Raw genomic sequence first — 24,120 nt, 5'->3', positions numbered from 1 at the left:
GGCGCAGGGATGCGCCGAGAGGGCGTGGCCTGCAGGGATGCAGGCTCATGCCCGACCCGATAGCCTGGAGGAATAAGCTGAGGGTACCGCGAAGCGGCGATTTACCGCCGGGAGCCCGGGTCGCCAGGGCGGCGGCGATTGAGCCGCCCTGGCACGTTCACAGGTCATGTTGTTACAGAGTAGCAATGAACATAAAGTGAACGGAACGTCCACCAGAGCCGTATGTTCCCCCTCACCCCAGCCCTCTCCCTCAAGGGAGAGGGGGTCGTCTGTGCAGACATTATTTTGTGGGGATCCCTCAGCCCACAGGGAGAGGGCGCAAAACAAAAAACGGTAACCAGGGTTACCGTTTTGCTTTTATCACCGCAGCTGCTGCTGACGAATTGTGGCTTTCACCAGACGCCAGGCGCTCCAGGCGCCAAAGCCACGCCGGGCCCAGCGGATCAGCATATTCGGATGACGAACCGTCCAGATAGCCATCACGCTACTGCCGACCAGAGCCCAGGAACGCAGGCTCAGGAAGGTGTTCCAGCCACGATCAAAGCGTCGCGTCGCATCAATCCAGTCGCGACGGCTGGCAGACAGATCCAGCCGTTGCTGCTGGATCTGGCTTAACAGATACGCTTTGCGCTTCTGACGTTCGGCTTTACCGCTCACGGCTTGTCATCCTCCAGCAGGGCGCGATCGTTAGCCAGCTCCTGACGCGTATGGCGCAGGAAAGTGGACTGGCGTGCTTTACGCAGCGTCCAGATCCCGCCAATCAGCGCCGCAACCAGCAGCACGACGGTGGTGGCAATCATCGCGTTAAGACGATACTGCGGGTCAATGGCCCAGATGATTAACACCATCAGGCTCATCAGACCAAACGCGGCGAAGAGCATGGTCAGGCCCAGCATCAGCAGCATCTGGAAGAGGTTCGCTTTCTCCTCTTCCAGCTCTACCACTGCCAGCCGGACGCGCGTTTCGGCAATGCCAACCAGCGTTGTTAAAATACGCTGGCCGATGCCGAGGACGTTATTAGCAGGCCCTTGTGCGTGACGAGGATCTTCCATATCAACGACGCGTCAGAAGGACACCCAGTACCACACCGACTGCGGCACCAATCCCGACACCCGTCCATGGATTATCACGCACGTATTCGTCAGCACGGGCAGCCGCTTCGCGGGTCTGTTTTGCCAGTGCATCACCGGTTTCACCCAGGCGATAGCGGCTCTCTTTGAGTGCCTGCTCCGCTTTGCTACGCAGTTTGCTGACCTCTTCCTTTGACTTGTCAGCAGAGGAGTTCAGCACCTCTTCCAGGGTATCGGCCAGGGATTTCAGTTCAGCGCGCAGATGTTCAGACGTCGTATCTTTTGACATGATTCTCTCCTGTTGAGATTTCCGTTAACTCAATAATCGCGAGCTTCCAGCGCTTTCAGGTCGTCCTGCGCTTCTTTCAGCTTCTTCTCGCGCTTAGCAATTTTTTCCGCATCGCCTTTCTCTTTCGCTTCCTGCAGGTCGCGACGGCGTTCGGCTATCTCGTCCTTCTGTTCAGCGATTTTTTTCTGGTGATCGGCACGAAGCTTGCTGTCTGTACAGTTCGCTTTCACTTCGCTCAGCGCTTTTTTAAGACCATCAACACGGTGCTGATTGTTATGCTTTTCGGCATAGCCGATCTCACGCTGAATATCCTGTTCTTTCTCCTGACAGAGAGAGTTTGCAAAGGATGCTGTGCTCAAAGAAAAAAGGGCCAGAGCCAGGGTCATGCGGAATTTCATTATCGAAACCTTCCATTGTGTTACGGCGTAAGCCGCGTTCCAGACTAATGCGGAGTACATTCGAGGGGTGCTCCGCGTACTTAAGCATAGTAAGTAAACGGGGGATTCACCAAAGTGGGTGAAAAGATTCGGAATCCTGGTAATTATCCGAACCGATGCGACGTATCGCGAATCAAGGACAGCCAGGCAGCAGGCTGGCTGTCATCTTCCTGCTGAGCGATGATATACCCGTGCGGCAGCGTACGGTCGAGAACCACTTTCGCGGCGGCACTTTGCGCACGGGAATCAAACTTAATCAGTAAAACGTCGTCCTGCGGGGTGATGCTCTTAAAGCGGATCCCGTTCGCATCAAGATGATGCCAGACAGAAAAGCCGTCAGGTACGCTCGCCCCCTGGTTTATCGGGCGAATGGCCAGCGTCGATTCCTGATGCGAAAGCGCACTCCAGGCCAGCAGCAGGGCGCTGATGACCACCAGGGCAATCGCGGTACAGGCAAAGCGGCGCAGGGCGAGCGGCGAGATAACCATCGTTAGCCTCTGGCTCCGTATTTCTTTTTCCACAGGACGACCAGCGAGCCAATCAGGCCGAAGACCAGCAGAACAACGGGCAGCAGCATCAGGCAAGACATCAGCTGGTCCTCATATTTCATGAAGACCGGGGTTTTACCCAGCGCATAGCCCAGTGTGGTCAGAATAAGCACCCACAGCAGGCCGCTCATCCAGTTAAAGAACTGGAAGCGTGTGCTGCTCAGCCCGGAGAGGCCAGCAATGGTCGGCAACAGGGTGCGGACAAAGGCGATAAAACGGCCTATCAGCAGCGCAGAAAGCCCGTGTTTATGGAACAGGTGGTGCGCCCGCTGATGATAGTGCGCAGGCAGATGCGAGAGCCAGTTCTGAACGATCCGGGTATTGCCCAGCCATCTGCCCTGGATGTAGCTCACCCAGCAGCCGAGACTCGCGGCGACGGTCAGTAACAGAATGGTTTGCGGAAATGCCATCGCCCCTTTGGCACACAGCACGCCGACAAGCACCAGTAAACTGTCACCGGGCAGGAACGCAGCAGGCAGCAAACCGTTCTCGAGGAACAGGATCATAAACAAGACAAAATAGAGCATGCCAATCATGGAAGGGTTGGCCAGCGTTTCAAAATCCTGCGCCCAGAGGGCATGCAGTAGTTGGGTCAAAAGTTCCATTCAGTGTTCCTGGAAATCGGTTAACGTCACGCCTGTTATCCGGGACAAACAGCACGGCAACATTGTTGTGATTTCATTATGGTCGCTCGCGGACACATTGCGGTGTGGCCAACACTGTTCCCTGTTAATTGGCTGGTTGGCAAGCACTAACTTACAAAATAACGAAGTGAATCCAATTGTAACAAAGCCCAACGTTCTGCGTCACAGAATTTGCAGGGGCGAGTTGATTTTGGCGTAAGGCCAGGAAGTGAGCGAGGGGATTTACAAAGGCTGACACTATATATGTTTTGCTTACCCACTTAAGCCGGAAGGCGCAGCGAAGCGCCTGCCAGCAGAAAGGTCATCTATTTTGCGCCACTGGAGGCCGTATCAAGATGAACAACAGGATTATCGGCAAAAAGATAGCGGTCAGCGTTAAATTCGAAGTCGTCGCTGGTTTCATTGAACAGCATCTGCTTGGTGTTTTCCAGGTGCTGCCACATCGCCAGCTTAGCGGCATGCGGGTCTTTACGAATCAGCGCTTTAAGGATTTGATCGTGATCGTCACACCAGTTGTCGACGGTACGGGAATCGATATGGTCGTGCAGTTTTTTCCAGTACGGGTTGTGAACGCGCTGAGTCCACATTTTCTCAACGATTGCCGCCAGCGCCGTATTTTGCGTGGCCAGAGCCACCTGAACGTGGAACTGCAGATCCCACTCTGAATCGCGGAAACATTTTTCCTTGCGGGCATTCTCCTGGATTTCCATCAATTTCATGATGTCCTGCTTGGTCACCTGCGTCGCCGCAAATTCGGCAATATTGCTTTCGATCAGCTGGCGAGCCTGGAGCAGCTCAAACGGGCCATAGCTGGCGAATTCCAGACTTTCGTCCGCGACGGGGGAGTGTTTCGGCAGATTGGAAATCACGTGAATGCCGGAGCCTTTGCGTACCTCAACGTAGCCTTCCACTTCCAGCATGATAATCGCTTCGCGCACCACCGTGCGGCTGACGCTTTTTTCATCCGCGATAAAACGCTCGGCGGGAAGTTTGTCACCGACAAGATAGACCCCTTGCTCGATGCGATTTTTCAGCTCGGCAGCAAGTTGTTGATATAAACGACGTGGTTCGGTGATTTCCATATGCGCTCCAGGCAGGGTACGGCAGATGATTTGTTATACCACTTTTGCGTGCCACTCTCCAGATTTTGCCATTAAAAAAGCCGCCCGGAGGCGGCCTTTAAGACGTTTTGCCGGGTCACCCGGCACCGCAATGCTAACTTTGTGTGGCCGGTTTTCCGAGAGACTCTTTCGCCAGCTCTTCTGCCGATTTACTTTTCAGCACCGTCCAGATCACCACCGCGCCCATCAGGTCGAAGACCGCCAGTACCGCAAACAGCGGGCTGAAGCCGATGGTATCCGCCAGCGCGCCAACCACCAGCGCAAACATCGTACTTGCGGTCCAGGCGGCCATCCCGGTCAGACCGTTGGCGGTGGCCACTTCGTTACGACCAAAGACGTCAGAGGAGAGGGTGATCAGCGCGCCGGACAGGGACTGGTGCGCAAAACCGCCGATGCACAGCAGGGCGATAGCCACATACGGGCTGGTGAACAAGCCGATCATCCCCGGGCCAATCATCAGCAGCGCGCCCATAGTCACAACCATTTTACGGGAGACAATCAGGTTCACGCCAAACCAGCGCTGGAACAGCGGTGGCAGATAACCGCCAACGATACAGCCCAGGTCTGCGAACAGCATTGGCATCCAGGCGAACATGGCAATCTCTTTCAGGTTAAAGCCGTAGACTTTAAACATGAACAACGGGATCCAGGCGTTAAAGGTACCCCAGGCTGGTTCCGCGAGGAAACGCGGCAGGGCGATACCCCAGAACTGACGGGTGCCCAGGATCTGCCAGACGGTCATTTTCTTGCCGTTGTTGGTCTGATGCTGCGCTTCCTGACCACCAATGATGTAGTCACGCTCTTCTTCAGACAGTTTTTTCTGGTCACGCGGGTGCTTATAGAACAGCAGCCACGCTATTGCCCAGGCAAAGCTCAGCACGCCAGAGATGATAAACGCCATCTGCCAGCTGTGCATTACGATAGCCCACACTACCAGCGGCGGCGCAATCATCGCCCCGATGGAGGAGCCCACGTTGAAATAACCGACCGCAATCGAACGCTCTTTTGCCGGGAACCACTCCGAGCTGGCTTTCAGCCCGGCAGGGATCATCGCGGCTTCCGCGGCACCCACCGCGCCGCGTGCCAGCGCCAGACCGCCCCAGCTGCCTGCCAGCGCCGTTGCCCCGCAGAACACCGCCCAGGCGATGGCGAAGAAGGCATAACCGATTTTGGTCCCGAGAATATCCAGCACATAGCCTGCCACCGGCTGCATGATGGTATACGCCGCGGAATAGGCGGCAATGATGTAGGAGTATTGCTGCGTGGAGATATGCAGCTCTTCCATCAACGTTGGCGCTGCTGCTGCCACGGTGTTACGCGTCAGGTAGCCCAGCACGGTGCCTAACGTCACCAGCGCGATCATATACCAACGTAACCCTTTAATTTTACGCATCTAAAACCTCATCGTTATGTTATTTCCGCGCCAGAGCACGGCAACCGCTCAACCGTTGCCGGGAGCCGTTGTGTAACGGGAGGGGCGTAGCCGGGAACAGCTCCCGGAACGGCCCGAACCTTGCCATAAGTAAGCGTGCATAAGTCGGTATCCGTACCGTTAAACCCGATGTCTCTCACACCGGTAATGCATTCCGTCGGCTAAGTGTTTGCGACGGCGAAAAGATAACTTGTCATACAACTTTAAAAGGTGAGTGACATCACAAATGTATGATTATTTGTGGGGACATTCGTCGCTGCGGGCAAAGCCAGTAATGGCGCGGCCTGCAGCAGGGTTTGTTCCAGTGAGGGGAATGAATTTGTTGGCGTTTATTGATCTCACTCACGAAAAAAGGTTCGGTGGGTGGAAATTGGTGTGATAACTTTGCAGCATATGAACATACGCTTTCTGACGCTCCCGTAATGAGGAAGACGATAATGACGCCGTTTATGACTGAAGATTTTCTGTTAGATACCGAATTTGCCCGCCGCCTGTACCACGACTACGCCAAAGACCAGCCGATTTTCGACTACCACTGCCATTTACCGCCGCAGCAGGTTGCCGAAAATTACCGTTTCAAAAACCTGTATGACATCTGGCTGAAGGGTGACCACTACAAATGGCGCGCTATGCGCACCAACGGCGTGGCTGAACGCCTGTGTACCGGCGACGCCACTGACCGCGAGAAGTTTGATGCCTGGGCGGCGACCGTTCCGCACACCATCGGCAACCCGTTATTCCACTGGACGCATCTTGAGCTTCGCCGTCCGTTTGGTATCACCGGAACACTGCTTTCTCCAGCGACCGCGGATGAGATCTGGGATCGGTGTAATGCGCTGCTGGCACAGGATAACTTCTCCGCGCGCGGCATCATGAAGCAGATGAACGTAAAAATGGTGGGCACCACCGACGATCCGATTGACGCTCTCGAGCACCATGCGGCCATCGCCAAAGACAGCGCGTTTGACATCAAAGTGCTGCCAAGCTGGCGCCCGGATAAAGCTTTTAATATCGAACAGGCCACATTTAAGGATTACATGGCGAAGCTGGCCGAGGTTTCTGATACCGACATCCGTCGTTTCGCAGACCTGCAAACCGCGCTGACCAAACGGCTGGATCACTTCGCGGCGCACGGCTGTAAAGTGTCTGACCATGCGCTGGATGTGGTGCTGTTCGCGGAATCAAACGAAGCCGAGCTGGACAGCATTCTGGCGCGTCGTCTTTCCGGTGAGTCCCTGAGTGAGCATGAAGTGGCGCAGTTCAAAACGGCGGTGCTGGTGTTCCTCGGCGCAGAATATGCCCGTCGTGGCTGGGTACAGCAGTACCATATCGGCGCGCTGCGCAATAACAACCAGCGCCAGTTTACGCTGCTGGGCGCGGATGTGGGCTTCGACTCCATCAACGACCGTCCGCTGGCTGAAGCGCTGTCTAAGCTGCTGAGCAAGCAGAACGAACAAAATCTGCTGCCAAAAACCATTCTCTATTGCCTGAACCCGCGCGATAACGAAGTGCTGGGCACCATGGTCGGCAACTTCCAGGGGGAAGGGATGCCGGGCAAGATGCAGTTCGGTTCCGGGTGGTGGTTCAACGACCAGAAAGACGGTATGGAACGTCAGATGACGCAGCTGGCGCAGCTTGGCCTGTTAAGCCGCTTTGTCGGCATGCTGACCGACAGCCGCAGCTTCCTGTCCTATACCCGCCATGAATACTTCCGCCGCATCCTGTGCCAGATGATTGGCCGCTGGGTACACGCAGGCGAAGCGCCGGCGGATATCCAGCTGCTGGGCGAAATGGTGAAAAACATCTGCTTTAACAATGCGCGCGATTACTTCGCCATTGAACTGAACTAAGGCCGTTTGAGGTTGATATGCAATACATCAAAATCCATTCGCTGGATAACGTGGCCGTCGCGCTGACGGATCTCGCTGAAGGCGACGTGGTGACCGTTGATAACCAGAGCGTCACCCTGCGTCAGGCGATTGCTCGCGGACATAAGTTTGCCGTGAAGCCTCTCGCCAAAGGGGACAACGTCGTGAAGTACGGTCTGCCGATTGGACATGCGTTAGCGGATATTGAGCCAGGTGAACATCTTCATTCCCACAATACCCGCACCAATCTTAGCGATCTGGACGAGTACAGCTATCAACCTGATATACCCGCAGAAAGCGTTCAGGCGGCGGATCGCGAGGTGCAGGTCTACCGTCGCGCCAATGGCGACGTGGGGATCCGCAACGAGCTGTGGATCCTCCCGACCGTCGGCTGCGTCAATGGGATTGCGCGTCAGATCCAGACGCGCTTTCTGAAAGAGACCAATAATGCCGAAGGCACTGACGGGGTGCATCTCTTCAGCCATACCTACGGCTGCTCCCAGTTGGGTGACGACCATATCAATACCCGTACCATGCTGCAAAATATGGTGCGTCATCCGAATGCGGGTGCGGTGCTGGTGATCGGTCTCGGCTGCGAGAACAACCAGGTGGACGCCTTCCGCGAGACGCTGGGTGAGTTTGACCCTGAGCGCGTGCATTTTATGGTGTGTCAGCATCAGGATGACGAGGTGGAAGCGGGCATTGAGCAGCTTCATCAGCTTTATGCGGTGATGCGTCATGACAAGCGCGAGCCGGGCAAACTGAGCGAGCTGAAATTTGGTCTGGAATGCGGCGGGTCCGATGGCCTGTCCGGTATCACCGCCAACCCGATGCTGGGCCGTTTCTCGGACTACGTGATCGCCAACGGCGGCACGACGGTACTGACCGAAGTGCCGGAGATGTTCGGTGCGGAGCGTATTCTGATGAGCCACTGCCGTGACGAAGCGACGTTTGAAAAGACCGTCACCATGGTGAACGACTTCAAACAGTACTTCATCGCCCATAACCAGCCGATTTATGAGAACCCGTCGCCGGGTAATAAAGCGGGCGGGATCACCACGCTTGAAGAGAAATCCCTCGGCTGCACCCAGAAAGCGGGCGCGAGCCAGGTCGTCGATGTGCTGCGCTACGGCGAGCGCCTGAAAACGCATGGTCTCAACCTGCTGAGCGCCCCCGGAAACGATGCGGTCGCCACCAGCGCCCTGGCCGGCGCAGGCTGCCATATGGTGCTGTTCAGCACTGGCCGCGGCACGCCGTACGGCGGTTTTGTACCGACGGTGAAAATCGCCACCAACAGCGAGCTGGCGGCGAAGAAAAAACACTGGATCGACTTTGATGCCGGACAGCTGATTCACGGTAAAGCGATGCCTGAGCTACTGGCGGAGTTTGTGGACAGCATTGTGGAATTTGCTAACGGCAAGCAGACCTGTAACGAGAAGAACGATTTCCGCGAGCTGGCGATCTTTAAGAGTGGTGTGACGCTGTAATCGGTGCGGCCTGATGCCCTCACCCTGACCCTCTCCCACGGGGAGAGGGTACAAACACTAAAAACGGCAACCTCAGGGTTGCCGTTTTGCTGTTAACCTCGCAGGGCGTTCTTCGCTAAACGCGCGTCTTCCGCCTGACAGGCCGCCGCGGTAAACAGCACGTCGGTAGAGGAGTTGAGCGCGGTTTCGCAGGAGTCCTGCAGCACGCCGATGATAAAGCCGACGGCTACGACCTGCATGGCGATCTCGTTCGGGATACCGAACATATTGCACGCCAGCGGGATCAGCAGCAGCGAACCGCCCGCCACGCCGGATGCGCCACAGGCGCACAGCGATGCCACGACGCTAAGCAGCAATGCGGTTGGCAGATCCACCGGAATACCCAGCGTATGCACCGCCGCCAGAGTCAGTACAGTGATCGTAATCGCCGCACCCGCCATATTCACGGTTGCGCCCAGCGGGATCGACACGGAATAGGTATCGCGATCCAGGTTCAGCTTCTCCGCCAGCGCCATGTTCACCGGAATATTTGCCGCAGAGCTGCGGGTGAAGAAGGCATAGACACCGCTCTCACGCAGGCAGGTCAGCACCAGCGGATACGGGTTGCGGCGGATCTGCCAGAACACCAGCAGCGGGTTGATCACCAGTGCTACCAGCAGCATACAGCCGATCAGCACAACCAGCAGCTGGGCATAGCCCCACAGCGCGTCAAAACCGGTGGTCGCCAGCGTGGAGGAGACCAGACCGAAAATCCCGACTGGCGCAAAGCGAATCACCAGTTTCACCATAAAGGTCACGGCGTTCGACAGATCGTTAACCAGATTTTTGGTGGTCTCATTACCGTGACGCAGCGCGAAGCCCAGACCAATCGCCCAGACCAGAATACCTATGTAGTTGCCGCTCATCAGCGCCGTGACAGGGTTAGAAACCATGCTCATCAGCAGACCGCGAAGCACTTCCACAATCCCGGATGGCGGCGTGATCTCACCGGCGGCGCTGGTCAGATGCAGCGTGGACGGGAACAGGAAGCTAAATACAACGGCTGTTAATGCCGCGGAGAAGGTTCCCAGAACATACAGGAACAGAATAGGGCGAATGTTGGTTTTTTGTCCGTGTTGATGGTTGGCGATAGATGCCATCACCAGCATCAGAACCAGCACCGGCGCGACGGCTTTCAGGGCGCCAACGAACAGTGTCCCGAGCAGCCCCGTAGCTTCCGCGGCAGGTTTTGAGACCATCGCCAGCAGAATACCCAGCACCAGCCCGACCAGAATTTGTTTTACGAGGCTGCCCTGCGCCAGGCGCGCGAACAGACCGCTAGATTGTGTGCTCATACGTTATTCCTGAGTGAAATTGCGTTCCATCCTGGATGTGCTCTAAGTCACATTTATGTCCGGATGTAAGAAAATGTTTGCCTGGTCGAGTATAGGGAATGCGCGAAAGGAGGGAAGCGTAAAATGCTGGATTTTACGTGTTGCGTCATGTTTTTTAACTATTGATTAACGAAAATGCCGGGTGGCGCTGCACTTGCCCGGCCTACGGGGTGACGTTGTAGGCCCGGTAAGCGCAGCGCCACCGGGCAAAACGTACTAAGCCTGCTGCTTTTTATCGTGCTGGCGGTTAACCCAGGTATTGATAATCAGCGTCACGATCAAAATGCCAAACACCACGCCGAGCGAGATGGCGATCGGGATATGGTAGAAATCGACGATCAGCATCTTGATACCGATAAACACCAGGATCACCGACAGGCCGTACTTCAGCATTGAGAAGCGCTCCGCCGCACCTGCCAGCAGGAAGTACATGGCGCGCAGACCGAGGATCGCAAACAGGTTTGAGGTCAGCACGATGAACGGGTCGGTGGTCACCGCGAAAATAGCCGGGATACTGTCCACGGCGAAAATCACATCGCTCAGCTCAACCAGAATCAGCACCAGCAGCAGCGGGGTGGCAAACAGCAGACCGTTCTTACGCACAAAGAAATGCTCGTTCTCGATCCTGTCGGTCATGCGCAGATGTCCACGGATCCACTTCACCAGCGGACGATCGCCAATCGCCGAGCCGTCCTCTTTCGCCAGCGCCATTTTGACCCCGGTAAACAGCAGGAACGCGCCGAAGACGTACAGCAGCCATTCGAACTGGGTAATCAGCCAGCTACCGGCGAAGATCATAATGGTACGCAGAACGATCGCGCCCAGCACGCCGTACACCAGCACGCGGCGCTGCAGGGCAGCAGGTACGGCAAAGTAGCTGAACAGCATCAGCCAGACGAAGACGTTATCGACTGCCAGCGCTTTTTCAATCAGATAACCGGTGAGGAAGGCGAGCGCCTGAGGATCGGCCACCGCCCGGCCCTCGGTGGAGGCCAGATACCACCAGAAGGCGGCGCAGAAGAGCAGAGAGAGGGTAACCCACACCAGCGACCAGACGGCGGCCTGTTTCATGGTCATACCGTGCTCGCCGCGACGCCCCTGCAAAAAGAGGTCGATCGCCAGCATGATGAGCACGATAACCGCGAATCCGCCCCACAACATTGGAGTGCCGACAGAATGCATACTATTTTCCTTACACATAAAAAACAAAAACGGCTATGGTCAGAAGACGATAGCCGTTAGCTTTTTATGCATAGACCTCGCCTTCCGGCAAGGTCTCACTTACAACCACGAAGGTTGCCCGGCGACCGGATGCGGTTTTGCACGCATCGTAATGACGATCCACCGGCGAAGAAGTTACTCCCCTTTGCAGGTAACAAAATATGTCAGACCATTGGTTTCGTCAATGGTCTGCGCCGTTTCATTACACAGCTTTACGCGATAGCGTTCGCGCTCACGCCGTCTGCCGGGAACACCACGCCGGTCTGACGGCGGATCTCCGTTTGCAGTTTCGACGTGCTGCGGCTCACCGCGAGCCCCGGGTGATTCACTTCGTTGTCTTCCACCAGGCGGGCGAAGACCTCTGCCTCATAGAGCATAGTGTTTATATGCTGAGGCTGCGTCAGCTCCTGCGCTTTACCGCCGCGCGGCACAAAGCTGACCTTCTGGCACTCTGAGATCTTCTCGATCACCAGCGACCCGGCTTCGCCCTGAATTTCGCTCGGCAGCACGGAATCGCTGACTTTGGAGTGCTGCAGCGTGACGCTGAAATCACCGTAATCCAGCACCACTAACCCGTGCGCATCCACGCCGCTCTCCAGCAGGCTGGCCTGAGCGCTTACGCTGTGCGGCTCGCCCCACAGCGCCACGGCGGAGGCCAGGCAGTAAAAACCGATATCCATAATCGAGCCGTTCGAGAAGGCCGGGTTAAAGGTGTTCGGGTTCTCGCCGTCCAGGTAGCGCTGGTAGCGCGACGAATACTGGCAGTAGTTGATAAAGGCTTTACGCATCTTGCCAATTTTCGGCAGCGACTGCTGCAGCAGCAGGAAGTTTGGCAGGCTGGCGGTTTTGAACGCTTCGAACAGCACCACCTGGTTTTCGCGGGCCAGCGCAATGGCGGCTTCCACTTCATCGATGTTCGACGCCAGCGGCTTCTCGCAAATCACATGCTTTTTATGGCTGAGGAACAGCTTCGTTTGCGGGAAGTGCAGAGAGTTCGGGCTGGCGATATAAACCGCGTCAATGGCGTCGCTTTGCGCCATGTCCTCAAGTGAGGTGAAGAGATGCTCGACGAGGTAGTCGTTGGCAAAACTCTGCGCCTGCTCAAGGCTGCGGGAATAGACTGCGGTAAGTTTAAGTTTGCCGGTTTCATGGGCGGCGTCGACGAACTGGCGCGTGATCCAGTTCGTACCAATGACTGCGAAACGTATCATAAACGTTTACGTACTCCGTAGCGGGGAACCTTTAGCCACTGTAGCACGTCATCATGACAATTCGCGTGCGCTACTGCGCATTACCTTTTAACGATAAATGCGTAAGCCACAGGCGGGTATCAAACTCCAGCTGGTGGTACTGCGGCTCCATGTGGCAGCACAGGGAGTAAAACGCTTTGTCGTGCTCTTTCTCTTTCAGGTGCGCCAGTTCGTGCACCACTATCATTCGCAGGAAGGCTTCCGGCGCGTTGCGGAAAACCGTCGCGACGCGGATCTCGGCTTTCGCTTTCAGCTTGCCGCCCTGCACGCGGGAGATGGCGGTGTGCAGGCCGAGCGCGTTTTTCAGCACGTGGATCTTGTTGTCGTACATCACCTTATTGATCGGCGGCGCGCTCTTCAGATACCGGTTTTTCAGATCCTGCGTATACTGCCAGAGGGCTTTATCGGTCGCGACATCGTGCGTGCCGGGGTAGCGTTTTTCCAGCACTGCGCCCAGTTTCTGCTCGGCAATTAACGTGCGGACCTGGGAAAGCAGATGCTCCGGGTAGCCCTGGAGATAAGTCAGCTGGTTCATCAAAACCCCAAAATAAGTTGAAAACGGGTATACTCACGCACCCTTTTCAGGGATAACGCCGAAATTTTACCATTCAGGAGGGCCGATGAGCCACTTAGACAACGGTTTCCGTTCACTCAACCTTAAACGTTTCCCGGAGACGGACGACGTTAACCCGCTTCAGGCGTGGGAAGCGGCGGATGAATATCTGCTGCAGCAGTTGGATGAGACTGAAATCCGCGGCCCGGTTTTGATCCTGAATGATGCCTTTGGCGCGCTGGGCTGCGCGCTGGCGGAACACGCGCCGTACAGCATCGGCGATTCTTACTTAAGCGAGCTGGCGACGCGTGAAAACCTGCGCCATAACGACATCGAAGAGTCCAGCGTGAAGTTCCTCGACAGCACCGCGGACTACCCGCAGGCGCCTGGCGTGGTACTCATTAAAGTGCCAAAAACCATGGCGCTGCTGGAGCAACAGCTGCGTGCGTTGCGTAAGGTCGTGACGCCAGAAACCCGCATCATTGCGGGCGCCAAAGCGCGCGATATTCACACTTCGACACTGGAGTTGTTTGAGAAAGTCCTTGGCCCAACCACCACCACGCTGGCATGGAAAAAAGCGCGGCTGATCAACTGTACGTTCAGCGCGCCCGATCTGGCCGACGCGCCGGACACGCTGAGCTGGAAGATGGAAGGGACCGGCTGGACCATCCATAACCATGCGAACGTCTTTTCCCGCACCGGTCTGGATATCGGGGCGCGTTTCTTTATTGAGCATCTGCCGGAAAATCTGGAAGGGGAGATTGTCGATCTGGGCTGTGGTAACGGCGTGATTGGCCTGACGCTGCTGGCGAAGAACCCGGAGGCCAGCGTGGTGTTCAGCGACGAATCGCCAATGGCGGTGGCCTCCAGCCGTCTGAACGTGGAAACCAACCTGCCAGAGGCGCTGGACCGCTGCGAGTTTATGATCAACAACGCGCTGTCCGGCGTAGAACCGTTCCGCTTCAACGCGGTGTTCTGTAACCCGCCGTTCCACCAGAAGCATGCCCTGACGGATAACGTCGCCTGGGAGATGTTCCACCACGCGCGCCGCTGTCTGAAGATCAACGGCGAGCTCTACATCGTGGCCAACCGCCACCTGGACTACTTCCACAAGCTGAAGAAGATTTTCGGTAACTGCGTCACCATTGCGACCAACAACAAGTTTGTGGTGCTGAAAGCGGTGAAGCTGGGGCGTCGTCGTTAAGATTGAGAGCGGTGCGGCCTGATGCCCTCACCCCAACCCTCTCCCACAGGGAGAGGGAGCAAACCCGGCAATGTCCTAGATCGCCAGAGCTAATTTTGTCCCCTGCGCAATTGCCCGCCGCGCATCCAGCTCCATCGCCACGTCGCACCCGCCAATCAAATGCACTGTTTTCCCCGCCTCGCGCAGCGGATCTGCGAGATCCCGCTTCGGCTCCTGCCCGGCACATAAAATGACATGATCCACGCGCAGCAGTTGCGACTCACCGCCGATCGTGACGTGCAGGCCCTCATCGTCGATCTTCTGGTAGCTCACCGCCGGGATCATCTTCACTCCACGCGAGAGCAGGGTGGCACGGTGGATCCAGCCGGTGGTTTTGCCCAGCCCTTCGCCTGGCTTACTGGCTTTACGCTGGAGCATCACTATCTGCCGTGGGCTTTTTGGCAGCTGGGGTCCTTCCGGACGCAGGCCGCCGGACTGGTTCAGGCTGGTGTCGATCCCCCATTCCACGCAAAATTCGGCAATGTTCTGGCTGGTGGCCTCGCCCGGCTGGCTTAAGTACATGGCGGTATCAAAGCCGATCCCACCGCAGCCGATAATTGCCACTTTCTCCCCAACCGGTGCTTTGTCACGCAGCACGTCGAGATAGCTCAGGACCTTCGGATGATCGATACCCTCGATCGCAGGCGTGCGTGGGGCGATCCCGCTCGCCAGGATCACCTCGTCGAACGCCAGCAGATCGGCCGCTTTTACCCACTGATTGAGGCGCAGATCCACGCCCGTCAGGTCGATCATCCGACGGTAGTAGCGCAGGGTTTCATAGAACTCCTCTTTGCCGGGGATCTGTTTGGCGATATTAAACTGCCCGCCAATTTCACCGGCGGCATCAAACAGTGTCACGCTGTGCCCGCGCGAGGCGGCATTGACCGCAAATGCCAGGCCCGCAGGGCCTGCACCCACAACCGCCAGGCGTTTTTTGTTGACCGCCGGAATGACCGGCATTTTGGTTTCATGGCAGGCGCGCGGGTTGACGAGACAGGAGGTGACCTTGCCGACGAAGATCTGATCCAGACAGGCCTGGTTACAGCCGATGCAGGTGTTGATCTCATCCGCACGGCCGCTTTGCGCTTTGGACAGCAGTTCGGCATCGGCCAGGAACGGCCGCGCCATGGAGACCATATCGGCATCCCCGCGTGATATCACATCGTCCGCCACCTGCGGGTCGTTAATACGGTTGGTGGTAACCAGCGGAACAGAGACTTTCCCTTTCAGCTTGCGCGTCACCCAACTGAACGCTGCACGCGGTACCGGGGTGGCGATGGTCGGGATACGCGCCTCGTGCCAGCCAATACCGGTGTTAATAAGGTTGGCGCCGGCGGCTTCAATCGCCTGCGCCAGCTGCACGGTTTCGTCGAAGGTGCCGCCGCCCTCCACCAGGTCGAGCATCGACAGGCGGAAAATAATAATAAAATCAGCCCCCGCACGTTCGCGCACCGCGCGTACCACCTCCACGGCAAAGCGCATGCGGCGGGCATAGTCGCCGCCCCATTCGTCGTCACGCTGGTTGGTGCGCGCGGCGAGGAACTCGTTAATCAGATAGCCTTCGGAGCCCATGACCTCGACGCCGTCATAACCCGCTTCACGGGCCAGCGCGGCGCAGCGTGCGAAGTCGTCAATCAGCGCCAGGATCTCGTCGTGGCTGAGGGCATGGGGCGTGAAACGGTTAATCGGCGCCTGAATGGCGGAGGGGGCCACCAGATTCGGCTGGTAGCTGTAGCGCCCGGTGTGGAGGATTTGCAGGGCGATTTTGCCGCCCTCACGGTGTACCGCGTCGGTCACCATGCGGTGGTGCGGCAGCTGTGACGCATCGTTTAACACCGCGCCGCCCTCCATGCCGACGCCGGAAGGGGCAGGAGCCACGCCGCCGGTGACAATCAGCGCCACCCCGTGGCGCGCGCGCTCGGCATAGAAGGCCGCCAGACGCTCGGCCCCGTCCGGATGCTCCTCCAGCCCGGTGTGCATCGAGCCCATCAGCACGCGGTTTTTGAGGGTGGTGAACCCCAGATCCAGGGGGGCGAATAACGACGGGTAGCGGCTCATAGTCTCTTCCAGTGTAAAATTATTGTTATGTGGTCGGATGAGTTACTAATTTAGCCAGCGGCGGAAGAAAGGTAAAAGCGGGATCGAATGATTGTGATAGATCTCAAAGAACTTCGCCCCTCACCCTAACCCTCTCCCCAAAGGGGAGAGGGGGCTGGCCGGTGCGGTCTTAATGTATTGGCTCGATCTGGTTTTCTCCCTCGCCCCTTTGGGGAGAGGGCCGGGGTGAGGGGGATGCCCGCACCAGCCCCGGCGCCTGCCACATCGACGTCGTCAGCCCGCTGTCTACCAGCCCAAGCTGGTCGGCGTACACCGCTTGCCACTTCTGCATCATGCCGTCGTAGAGCTCGCGATGCTGCGGGTTTGGCGTGAACTCGCGGCTCCATTTCACCAGCCGCTCGCCCGTCGAGGCCATATCCGCAAACAGTCCCGCGCCTGTTCCGGCCGCGATCGCGCAGCCCAGCGCCGTGGCTTCTTTCACTTCCGGCACGCGCACCGGCAGGCCGGTAACGTCGCTTAAAATCTGGCTCCACAGGGCACCTTTTGACCCGCCGCCCGCGAAGACGAGGCTCTCAAACGTCACGCCGGAAAAGCGGGATATCTGCGCCAGGTTACAGGCCGAGACAATCGCCGCGTTCTCTTCCAGCGCGCGGAACAGCGTCGCTTTGTTGCACTTTTCCGGGTCGATGGAGAGGTTAATAAACGACGGTGCAGCGTGGTACCACTGCTTAAAATGCATCGCGTCGGAGAAGATCGGCATCACCCCGTGGGAACCTGCCGGCACGCGGCTGGCCATCTCTTCCAGCAGGGAATAGGTGTCCATCCCCATCCGTTCGGCAATCAGTTTTTCCTCGGCACAAAAGGCGTCGCGGAACCAGCGCATGGTCAGCCCGGTAAAGAAGCTGATCGACTCCGCCTGCGCCATGCCGGGGATGACGTGCGGGTTCACGCGGATGTTCATTTCAGGATCGGTGCGTACCTGCGGCAGGTTGACCACCTGCTGCCAGAAGGTGCCGCCCAGCACCGCCGTCTGCCCGGCGCGTACCACGCCCAGTCCCAGACAGCCCAGCTGCACGTCACCGCCGCCCATCACCACCGGGGTCCCTTCGCGCAGTCCGCTCTGCTGCGCGGCATCATGGGTGATGGCCCCCAGCACGGTGCCGGTCTCTTTCACCGGCGAGAGGATATCGGCCCGCAGCCCGGCCATGTCCAGCAGCGCCGGACGCCAGTCGCGGGAGAAGAGATCCAGCATGCCGGTGGTGCCCGCGTTGGAGGGGTCAACGGCCAGCTCGCCGGAGAGTTTCGCCGCCAGCCAGTCGCTGATCATGGTGATGGTTGCGGCCTTGCGGTAGATGTCCGGACGATGGTGCGCCAGCCACAGCAGGCGCGGCATCGCGCTCAGGGCCAGGGTCTGGCCGGAGACGTCGTACACTTCGGATTCAAAACGATCGTCGTGGATCTCTTTGAGCTCCGCCACCTCGCGGCTGGCGCGGGCGTCAACGTTGGCGCAGGCCCAGATGGCCTCGCCGTTGCGGTCATACAGCACAATCCCTTCGCGCATGGAGCAGCAGGCGACGGACTGAATATCCCCCGCGCTCAGGCCCGCTTGCGCCAGCGCCTGATGAATACACCGGCAGGTCAGCCGCCAGTTGGTGTCGAGGTCAAACTCCATCGAGCCCGGCACATTTTCCACGCTCAGGTGCTTCCACTCGGCCTGACCAACGGCAATCTGGTTGCCCTGTAAATCGAAAATAACGGCGCGAACGCTGCCTGTCCCTGCATCTAACGCTAAAAGGTAACTCATGAGCTTGCCTCGTTGTTAGCGCAGGGCGACTCTTATCCGGCCAGAGCCAGCACCGCGCGGGCTGTCGTCTCTTCCGTCACCAGGCCATTGATACGGCGACCTTTCAGTGCGGCATAAATCGCATCGGCTTTTTCAACACCGCCGGCTACGCCAACGATGGTGGGCAGCTGCGCCAGTTCATCCAGCGTGACGCCCAGTAATTCTTTATGGATCTCCAGCTCCTCGACGCATTCCCCTTCGGCATTGAGGAAATAACCGAGAATGTCGCCGACCGCGCCTTTACGGGCGTACATCAGCTGTTCGCCCTCGCTGATATAGCCGGAGCGCAGTATCGTTGCGTCACGGCGCTGGTTCACCGAACCAATGCCGACCACCGCCACGTCGGCTGCGGTCGCGGCGAGGATCACGTCCCGCACGCTGGTTTCGCGTTTTAAGATCCCGGCGACTTCTGCGGATGACACGCGCAGCGGGGCGGGGATCATGCTGACGCTGCAGGCGGCGTCCAGCTGGCCGATTCCGGTCATATACGGCCCCACGCCACCGGAAAGGGTGACCAGGCGGATCTGCTGTGAGCTGATAAAGCCGCTCAGGTGCTGCAGGCTGCTCATGGTGGTTTCACCAAATCCCACCGCTAACAGCTGGCCGGGTTCCAGCACGCCCATCAGTGACTGCGCAGCGCCAATGCCTAACCGCACATTCATCGGCGGGGTATTCAGGGCAGGCAGTACGCGCACCAGCTTCAGGCCAAAGCGCTGTTGTAGCTCGGTTTCCAGCGCCAGACAGCCCTCGTAGCGGGAATTGATCTGCACCCGGATCACCCCGGACTGACGCCCCTTCTCCAGCAGGCGGGAGATTTTAAGCCGCGGCAGGCCAAGCCGTTCGCCAATGTCATTCTGGGTCAGCCCGTCGTGGTAGTAGCACCAGGCCACGCGGGCCACCAGCTCCTCTTCCGCCAGTGCCAGCCCGGCAAACCGTCCTTCTTCCGCAGTGCGTTTATCGCTCATAGTTGAACTCTTATAAAAATTTAGATCATATGTTCGCGTTGGCGCGCAGGGAAAATGTGAGCCACGCGACAAAACAGATCTTTATGGTGCTTTCTGTTTAATCTGGATCTTAATCAATAAAACTGTGATCCCTGCACGGTTGTAAATATAGTTCACCGTCTACGCTTTTGAACATTATTAAATCTAAAAATCATTTGTTCAATAACGGAGCGATGATGACCCCACTTCTTAAAGCGCGCGATATCTGCAAGCAGTTCTCCGGTGTGCCGGTTCTAAAAGGCATTGATTTCACACTGCTTGCGGGTCAGGTACATGCGCTGATGGGCGGTAACGGTGCGGGAAAATCGACCCTGATGAAGATCATCGCCGGGGTTGAGACCCCGGACAGCGGTGAACTTTGTGTCGGGGAGCAGTCATATGCGCGGCTCTCCCCGGTGCAGGCGCACAAGTCAGGCATCTATCTGGTGCCGCAGGAGCCGCTGCTGTTCCCCAACCTGACGGTGAGGGAGAACATCCTTTTCCGCCTGCCGCGCGAACGGGATCTGGAAAAGCGGCTGGGCGATAAGCTCCAGCAGTTGCAGTGCCAGCTTAACCTCGATGCCACCGCCAGCACCCTTGAAGTGGCGGATCAGCAGATGGTGGAGATCCTGCGCGGATTAATGCGCAACGCCAGGATCCTGATCCTTGATGAACCCACGGCCTCGCTCACGCCCGGCGAAACTGAGCGCCTGTTCCGGCAGATCCGTGCCCTGCAGGAACTCGGCGTCGGGATTGTCTTTATCTCCCACAAGCTGCCGGAGATCCGCATGCTTTCGAGCCACGTCTCGGTGATGCGCGACGGCGCGGTGGTGCTGAGCGGCGAAACGGCGCAGTTCGACGATAACGCCCTGATCTCCGCCATGACGCCGGTGAGCCGTGAGAAAGGCTTAAGCGATGCGCAAAAACTGTGGCTGGCGCTGCCGGGCAATCGCCGTACCCAGCCGCAGGACTTTCCGGTGCTTCGGGTGGACGATCTCACCGGGGAGGGGTTTATCGATCTGAGCCTTGAGATCTACGCGGGAGAGATCGTCGGTCTGGCCGGGCTGGTGGGATCCGGGCGCACCGAGTTTGCCGAAACCCTCTACGGCCTGCGCCCGGTGCGCGGCGGGCGGGTCTGGCTGGAGAATCAGGAGATCACGCACGAGAGCGTTGGCGCGCGGCTGGACAAAGGCCTGGTCTACCTGCCGGAGGACAGGCAGGTATCCGGTTTGTTCCTGGATGCGCCGGTTCGCTGGAACACGGTGGCCCTGAACGAGCCGTCTCTCTGGCAGCAGCGCAAGCGGGAGTCTGCGGTGGTGGAACGCTACCACCGGGCGCTCGGGATCAAGCTCAACCATGCGGATCAACCCGTGCGTACCCTCTCCGGCGGCAACCAGCAAAAGGTGCTGCTGGCGCGCTGTCTTGAAGCCAATCCGTTATTGCTGATCGTTGATGAGCCCACGCGCGGCGTGGACGTGGCGGCGCGGGCCGATATCTATCAGCTGCTCAAAAGCGTGGCGGCGCAGAACGTGGCGGTGCTGATGATCTCAAGCGATCTCGATGAATTTCCAGGCCTCGCCGATCGCGTGCTGGTGATGCACCAGGGCGTGCTCAGCGGCGAACTGCCGCGCCACGCCGTCAGCCTGGATCGCATGATGGCGCTGGCGTTCGGAGGACAATCATGAAGACGTTACTGAAAAATCGTGAGCTGAGCGCCTTTCTCGCCATTCTGGCGCTGTTTGTCGTGCTGGTGGCGCTCAATCCGGCGTACCTGAGCCTTCAGACGCTGGGGATGATCTTCGCCAGCGCGCAAATCCTGATCCTGCTGGCGCTCGGTGCCGCGCTGGTGATGCTGACCCGCAATATTGATGTCTCCGTGGGCTCCACCGTCGGGCTGTCGGCGATTGCCGTCGGCGTGGCGCTCAACAGCGGCTACAGCCTGCCGGTGGCAATGCTCTTTGCCCTGTCCGTTGGGGCGCTGGCGGGGGCGTTCAACGGTTTTCTGGTGGTGGGGCTGCGCATTCCGGCGATAGTCGCCACCCTCGGCACGCTGGGGCTGTACCGCGGGGCAATGCTGCTCTGGACCGACGGGAAGTGGATTGAAGGGCTGCCGCCCGGGCTGAAATCCCTCTCAGAGCCGGTGGCCCTCGGCGTTTCGCCGCTCGGTATGGGGGTGCTGTTTTTAGCCGCCGCAGGTGCGTGGACGCTGTCGCGCACCGCCTTTGGTCGTGATTTCTATGCCGTGGGGGATAACCTTGCCGCGGCGCGCCAGCTGGGCGTGGCGGTGAACCGCACGCGGATGATCGCCTTTACGCTTAACGGCATGCTGGCGGCCTGCGCCGGGATCGTCTTTGCCTCACAGATCGGTTTTGTGCCGAACCAGACCGGCAGCGGGCTGGAGATGAAAGCCATTGCCGCCTGCGTGCTCGGCGGCATTTCACTGCTGGGCGGCACGGGCACGCTGATTGGTGCGTTACTCGGTGCCTTCTTCCTGACGCAAATCGACACCGTGCTGGTGCTGTTTAAGCTCCCGGCGTGGTGGAACGACTTTATCGCCGGGCTGGTGCTGCTGGGCGTGCTGGTGCTCGACGGGCGGCTGCGTCAGGCGCTGGCGCGTCATCAGCGGGCGCTCAAGTACGGTCGCTTCCAGCCGGGCAACCGAGGGGGAAAGCACGTCACCCCCTTTCCCAAACGCAAAAAAGAGGTGGCGTAAATGAAGCTTAACTGGGAAAGCGCGCTGCTGATGTTACTGGTGCTGGAGATCCTGCTCTTTGGCGCCCTCAACCCGCGCATGCTCGACATCAATATGCTGCTGTTCAGCACCAGCGATTTCATCTGCATTGGCATTGTGGCGCTGCCGCTGACGCTGGTGATCGTCAGCGGCGGGATCGATATTTCGCTGGGGTCCACCATCGGCCTGTGCGCTATCGCGCTGGGGGTGATGATGCAGGCCGGGTGGCCGTTGGCGGTTGCCATTCCTCTGACGCTGCTGCTGGGCCTGCTGTGCGGACTGCTGAATGCGGCGCTGATCCACTACACCGGCATTAGTCCTCTGGTTATCACCCTCGGCACGCTCTACCTCTACGGCGGCGGGGCGCTGCTGCTCTCCGGCATGGCGGGAGCGACGGGCTATGAGGGGATTGGCGCTTTCCCGGACAGTTTTACCGCGTTCGCTAACCTCACGGTGCTTGGCCTGCCAGTCCCGCTGGTGCTGTTCGCGGTGATGACCGTTTTCTTCTGGCTGATTGCCCACCGCGGGCGCTTTGGCCGTCATCTGTTCTTGATCGGGCAGAACCCGCGCGCGGCGCGCTACGCAGCGCTGTCGGTGAACGGCATGCCTTACGCGCTGTACGGCCTGGTGGGCGTGGCCTCGGCCATTGCCGCGCTGGTGATGGTCTCCTATTTCGGCTCTGCGCGTTCGGATCTGGGGCGCGATTTGCTGATGCCCGCACTCACCGCCGCCGTGCTCGGCGGGGCCAATATCTACGGCGGGTCAGGTTCGGTTGTCGGTACGGCGCTGGCGGCGCTGCTGGTGGGCTACCTGCAACAGGGTTTACAGATGGTCGGCATCCCCAACCAGGTGTCGAGCGCGCTGTCAGGGGCGCTGCTGGTTGTGGTGGTGATGGGACGGTCGCTGAGTCTGCACCGTGAATGGGTGCGCAATATCTTCCTGAAAACTACCCGGAGCGTAAGATGAAAACAAAACTGCTCGTCCTGGCAATGGCCCTCAGCTTCGCCTCGGCGCAGGCCGCAGACCGCATTGCCTTTATCCCGAAACTGGTGGGGGTCGGCTTCTTCACCAGCGGCGGCAACGGCGCGAAAGAGGCGGGGAAAGATCTTGGCGTGGACGTCACCTACGACGGCCCCACCGAGCCGAGCGTCTCCGGCCAGGTGCAGCTCATCAATAACTTCGTCAACCAGGGCTATAACGCGATTATTGTCTCCGCCGTGTCGCCGGACGGCCTCTGCCCGGCGCTGAAGCGCGCGATGCAGCGCGGCGTCAAGGTCCTGACCTGGGACTCCGACACCAAACCGGAGTGCCGCAGCATCTACATCAACCAGGGGACGCCGGAACAGCTCGGCGGACTGCTGGTGGAGATGGCGGGCAAGCAGGTCACCAAACCGAATGCCAAAGTGGCGTTCTTCTACTCCAGCCCCACCGTTACCGACCAGAACCAGTGGGTGAAAGAGGCGAAGGCCAAAATTGAGAAAGACCATCCCCAGTGGCAGATCGTGACCACGCAGTTTGGCTATAACGACGCCACCAAATCCCTGCAGACCGCCGAGGGGATCTTAAAAGCGTATCCGGATCTGGATGCCATCATCGCGCCGGACGCCAACGCACTTCCCGCCGCCGCCCAGGCGGCAGAAAACCTGAAACGGGAAGGGGTAGCGATTGTCGGGTTCAGCACGCCGAACGTGATGCGCCCGTACGTGGAGCGCGGCACGGTGAAAGCCTTCGGCCTGTGGGATGTCGTACAACAGGGAAAAATTGCGGTCAATGTCGCCGATCGTTTGCTGAAAAAAGGCGATCTTAACGTTGGCGACAGCGTGGACGTAAAAAACATCGGGGCGCTGAAGGTCGAGCCGAACAGCGTGCAGGGCTACCAGTATGAGGCGAAGGGCAACGGCATTGTGCTGCTGCCGGAGCGCGTGGTGTTCACCAAAGAGAACATCAACAAATACGATTTCTGACGGGG

At 58.5% G+C, this 24,120-nt stretch carries 22 protein-coding genes; 7 read left to right on the top strand and 15 right to left on the bottom strand.

What is annotated here, in order from left to right; genetic code table 11:
• Positions 1-360: 360 nt before the first annotated feature.
• The 8 genes from C1N69_RS19775 to C1N69_RS19740 form a co-directional block, all read right to left on the bottom strand.
• On the bottom strand, positions 361-657 hold the full coding sequence (locus C1N69_RS19775) for a YqjK-like family protein (RefSeq protein ID WP_008503139.1): 297 nt from the start codon (positions 655-657) through the stop codon (positions 361-363).
• Entirely contained in the window at positions 654-1,052 is a 399-nt protein-coding gene (locus tag C1N69_RS19770) for a phage holin family protein (protein ID WP_025759867.1), read from the bottom strand. The genes C1N69_RS19775 and C1N69_RS19770 overlap by 4 nt, the downstream gene beginning before the upstream one ends.
• Position 1,053: 1 nt before the next feature.
• Positions 1,054-1,359, bottom strand: a complete 306-nt coding sequence (locus C1N69_RS19765; protein WP_008503141.1) for an ElaB/YgaM/YqjD family protein — start codon at positions 1,357-1,359, stop codon at positions 1,054-1,056.
• Positions 1,360-1,388: 29 nt separating this feature from the next.
• Positions 1,389-1,757 carry a DUF1090 domain-containing protein gene (locus C1N69_RS19760; RefSeq protein WP_025759866.1) on the bottom strand — a complete coding sequence of 123 codons (369 nt, stop codon included), beginning with the start codon at positions 1,755-1,757 and terminating at the stop codon, positions 1,389-1,391.
• A 143-nt stretch (positions 1,758-1,900) separates the two neighbouring features.
• A complete protein-coding gene (gene mzrA, locus C1N69_RS19755) occupies positions 1,901-2,284 on the bottom strand; it encodes an EnvZ/OmpR regulon moderator MzrA (RefSeq protein ID WP_059386481.1) in 384 nt (127 codons plus the stop codon).
• 2 nt (positions 2,285-2,286) lie between these two features.
• Positions 2,287-2,949, bottom strand: coding sequence for a DedA family general envelope maintenance protein YqjA (gene yqjA, locus C1N69_RS19750; protein WP_045286330.1), 663 nt, complete (start codon positions 2,947-2,949; stop codon positions 2,287-2,289).
• A gap of 344 nt (positions 2,950-3,293) precedes the next feature.
• The gene (exuR, locus tag C1N69_RS19745) at positions 3,294-4,070 is read right to left on the bottom strand and encodes a transcriptional regulator ExuR (RefSeq protein ID WP_025759862.1); all 777 of its coding nucleotides are present in this window, start codon (positions 4,068-4,070) and stop codon (positions 3,294-3,296) included.
• A gap of 133 nt (positions 4,071-4,203) precedes the next feature.
• On the bottom strand, positions 4,204-5,502 hold the full coding sequence (locus tag C1N69_RS19740) for an MFS transporter (RefSeq protein ID WP_047959513.1): 1,299 nt from the start codon (positions 5,500-5,502) through the stop codon (positions 4,204-4,206).
• A gap of 476 nt (positions 5,503-5,978) precedes the next feature.
• On the opposite strand from C1N69_RS19740, the gene uxaC reads away from it, so the two are divergent.
• Positions 5,979-7,391 carry a glucuronate isomerase gene (gene uxaC / locus C1N69_RS19730; protein ID WP_025759858.1) on the top strand — a complete coding sequence of 471 codons (1,413 nt, stop codon included), beginning with the start codon at positions 5,979-5,981 and terminating at the stop codon, positions 7,389-7,391.
• A gap of 17 nt (positions 7,392-7,408) precedes the next feature.
• Positions 7,409-8,896 carry a UxaA family hydrolase gene (locus C1N69_RS19725; RefSeq protein ID WP_047959512.1) on the top strand — a complete coding sequence of 496 codons (1,488 nt, stop codon included), beginning with the start codon at positions 7,409-7,411 and terminating at the stop codon, positions 8,894-8,896.
• Positions 8,897-8,988: 92 nt separating this feature from the next.
• On the opposite strand, the gene sstT is transcribed toward C1N69_RS19725, so the two are convergent.
• The 4 genes from sstT to C1N69_RS19705 form a co-directional block, all read right to left on the bottom strand.
• Positions 8,989-10,230 carry a serine/threonine transporter SstT gene (gene sstT, locus C1N69_RS19720; protein ID WP_045286328.1) on the bottom strand — a complete coding sequence of 414 codons (1,242 nt, stop codon included), beginning with the start codon at positions 10,228-10,230 and terminating at the stop codon, positions 8,989-8,991.
• Between the two features lie 255 nt (positions 10,231-10,485).
• A complete protein-coding gene (locus C1N69_RS19715) occupies positions 10,486-11,451 on the bottom strand; it encodes a TerC family protein (RefSeq protein ID WP_025759576.1) in 966 nt (321 codons plus the stop codon).
• Positions 11,452-11,702: 251 nt separating this feature from the next.
• On the bottom strand, positions 11,703-12,701 hold the full coding sequence (locus tag C1N69_RS19710; protein ID WP_047959511.1) for a Gfo/Idh/MocA family protein: 999 nt from the start codon (positions 12,699-12,701) through the stop codon (positions 11,703-11,705).
• 70 nt (positions 12,702-12,771) lie between these two features.
• On the bottom strand, positions 12,772-13,275 hold the full coding sequence (locus C1N69_RS19705) for a YgjP-like metallopeptidase domain-containing protein (RefSeq protein ID WP_025759578.1): 504 nt from the start codon (positions 13,273-13,275) through the stop codon (positions 12,772-12,774).
• An 85-nt stretch (positions 13,276-13,360) separates the two neighbouring features.
• Between C1N69_RS19705 and rlmG the strand changes: the two genes are divergently transcribed.
• A complete protein-coding gene (rlmG, locus tag C1N69_RS19700; RefSeq protein WP_047959510.1) occupies positions 13,361-14,497 on the top strand; it encodes a 23S rRNA (guanine(1835)-N(2))-methyltransferase RlmG in 1,137 nt (378 codons plus the stop codon).
• A 75-nt stretch (positions 14,498-14,572) separates the two neighbouring features.
• Here the strand turns inward: rlmG and C1N69_RS19695 are convergent, their stop codons facing one another.
• The 3 genes from C1N69_RS19695 to lsrR all read right to left on the bottom strand — a co-directional run bounded on the left by C1N69_RS19695 (position 14,573) and on the right by lsrR (position 19,402).
• Positions 14,573-16,594 (bottom strand): NADPH-dependent 2,4-dienoyl-CoA reductase, encoded by a 2,022-nt coding sequence (locus C1N69_RS19695; RefSeq protein ID WP_155031773.1) that lies wholly within the window; start codon positions 16,592-16,594, stop codon positions 14,573-14,575.
• Positions 16,595-16,763: 169 nt separating this feature from the next.
• On the bottom strand, positions 16,764-18,398 hold the full coding sequence (gene lsrK / locus C1N69_RS19690) for an autoinducer-2 kinase (RefSeq protein ID WP_025759580.1): 1,635 nt from the start codon (positions 18,396-18,398) through the stop codon (positions 16,764-16,766).
• A gap of 32 nt (positions 18,399-18,430) precedes the next feature.
• Complete coding sequence (gene lsrR, locus C1N69_RS19685) at positions 18,431-19,402, bottom strand: transcriptional regulator LsrR (protein ID WP_094918747.1); 972 nt, start codon at positions 19,400-19,402, stop codon at positions 18,431-18,433.
• 215 nt (positions 19,403-19,617) lie between these two features.
• Here lsrR and lsrA point away from each other — a divergent pair, with 215 nt between their 5' ends.
• From lsrA to lsrB, 4 genes are read left to right on the top strand one after another with little or no spacing between them, the layout of a single operon-like run.
• Complete coding sequence (lsrA, locus tag C1N69_RS19680; protein ID WP_155031948.1) at positions 19,618-21,105, top strand: autoinducer 2 ABC transporter ATP-binding protein LsrA; 1,488 nt, start codon at positions 19,618-19,620, stop codon at positions 21,103-21,105.
• Positions 21,102-22,133, top strand: a complete 1,032-nt coding sequence (lsrC, locus tag C1N69_RS19675; RefSeq protein WP_095450133.1) for an autoinducer 2 ABC transporter permease LsrC — start codon at positions 21,102-21,104, stop codon at positions 22,131-22,133. Before lsrA ends, lsrC begins: the two co-directional genes overlap by 4 nt.
• Entirely contained in the window at positions 22,134-23,117 is a 984-nt protein-coding gene (lsrD, locus tag C1N69_RS19670; protein ID WP_155031772.1) for an autoinducer 2 ABC transporter permease LsrD, read from the top strand.
• The gene (lsrB, locus tag C1N69_RS19665) at positions 23,114-24,115 is read left to right on the top strand and encodes an autoinducer 2 ABC transporter substrate-binding protein LsrB (protein ID WP_025759587.1); all 1,002 of its coding nucleotides are present in this window, start codon (positions 23,114-23,116) and stop codon (positions 24,113-24,115) included. The genes lsrD and lsrB overlap by 4 nt, the downstream gene beginning before the upstream one ends.
• The last annotated feature ends 5 nt before the right edge of the window (positions 24,116-24,120 follow it).

This window comes from Enterobacter sichuanensis (genome assembly GCF_009036245.1).
GTDB classification, from domain to species: domain Bacteria; phylum Pseudomonadota; class Gammaproteobacteria; order Enterobacterales; family Enterobacteriaceae; genus Enterobacter; species Enterobacter sichuanensis.
The sequence above is the reverse complement of the archived record's forward strand: the minus strand, read 5'-3'. Positions and strand labels throughout refer to the sequence as shown.

Bases quoted from the DNA above. Each gene is read 5' to 3' on its own strand.
- C1N69_RS19770 (WP_025759867.1), bottom strand. From the start codon at position 1,052: ATGGAAGATCCTCGTCACGCACAAGGGCCTGCTAATAACGTCCTCGGC.
- C1N69_RS19765 (WP_008503141.1), bottom strand. From the start codon at position 1,359: ATGTCAAAAGATACGACGTCTGAACATCTGCGCGCTGAACTGAAATCC.
- C1N69_RS19760 (WP_025759866.1), bottom strand. From the start codon at position 1,757: ATGAAATTCCGCATGACCCTGGCTCTGGCCCTTTTTTCTTTGAGCACA.
- mzrA (WP_059386481.1), bottom strand. From the start codon at position 2,284: ATGGTTATCTCGCCGCTCGCCCTGCGCCGCTTTGCCTGTACCGCGATT.
- yqjA (WP_045286330.1), bottom strand. From the start codon at position 2,949: ATGGAACTTTTGACCCAACTACTGCATGCCCTCTGGGCGCAGGATTTT.
- exuR (WP_025759862.1), bottom strand. From the start codon at position 4,070: ATGGAAATCACCGAACCACGTCGTTTATATCAACAACTTGCTGCCGAG.
- C1N69_RS19740 (WP_047959513.1), bottom strand. From the start codon at position 5,502: ATGCGTAAAATTAAAGGGTTACGTTGGTATATGATCGCGCTGGTGACG.
- uxaC (WP_025759858.1), top strand. From the start codon at position 5,979: ATGACGCCGTTTATGACTGAAGATTTTCTGTTAGATACCGAATTTGCC.
- C1N69_RS19725 (WP_047959512.1), top strand. From the start codon at position 7,409: ATGCAATACATCAAAATCCATTCGCTGGATAACGTGGCCGTCGCGCTG.
- sstT (WP_045286328.1), bottom strand. From the start codon at position 10,230: ATGAGCACACAATCTAGCGGTCTGTTCGCGCGCCTGGCGCAGGGCAGC.
- C1N69_RS19715 (WP_025759576.1), bottom strand. From the start codon at position 11,451: ATGCATTCTGTCGGCACTCCAATGTTGTGGGGCGGATTCGCGGTTATC.
- C1N69_RS19710 (WP_047959511.1), bottom strand. From the start codon at position 12,701: ATGATACGTTTCGCAGTCATTGGTACGAACTGGATCACGCGCCAGTTC.
- C1N69_RS19705 (WP_025759578.1), bottom strand. From the start codon at position 13,275: ATGAACCAGCTGACTTATCTCCAGGGCTACCCGGAGCATCTGCTTTCC.
- rlmG (WP_047959510.1), top strand. From the start codon at position 13,361: ATGAGCCACTTAGACAACGGTTTCCGTTCACTCAACCTTAAACGTTTC.
- C1N69_RS19695 (WP_155031773.1), bottom strand. From the start codon at position 16,594: ATGAGCCGCTACCCGTCGTTATTCGCCCCCCTGGATCTGGGGTTCACC.
- lsrK (WP_025759580.1), bottom strand. From the start codon at position 18,398: ATGAGTTACCTTTTAGCGTTAGATGCAGGGACAGGCAGCGTTCGCGCC.
- lsrR (WP_094918747.1), bottom strand. From the start codon at position 19,402: ATGAGCGATAAACGCACTGCGGAAGAAGGACGGTTTGCCGGGCTGGCA.
- lsrA (WP_155031948.1), top strand. From the start codon at position 19,618: ATGACCCCACTTCTTAAAGCGCGCGATATCTGCAAGCAGTTCTCCGGT.
- lsrC (WP_095450133.1), top strand. From the start codon at position 21,102: ATGAAGACGTTACTGAAAAATCGTGAGCTGAGCGCCTTTCTCGCCATT.
- lsrD (WP_155031772.1), top strand. From the start codon at position 22,134: ATGAAGCTTAACTGGGAAAGCGCGCTGCTGATGTTACTGGTGCTGGAG.
- lsrB (WP_025759587.1), top strand. From the start codon at position 23,114: ATGAAAACAAAACTGCTCGTCCTGGCAATGGCCCTCAGCTTCGCCTCG.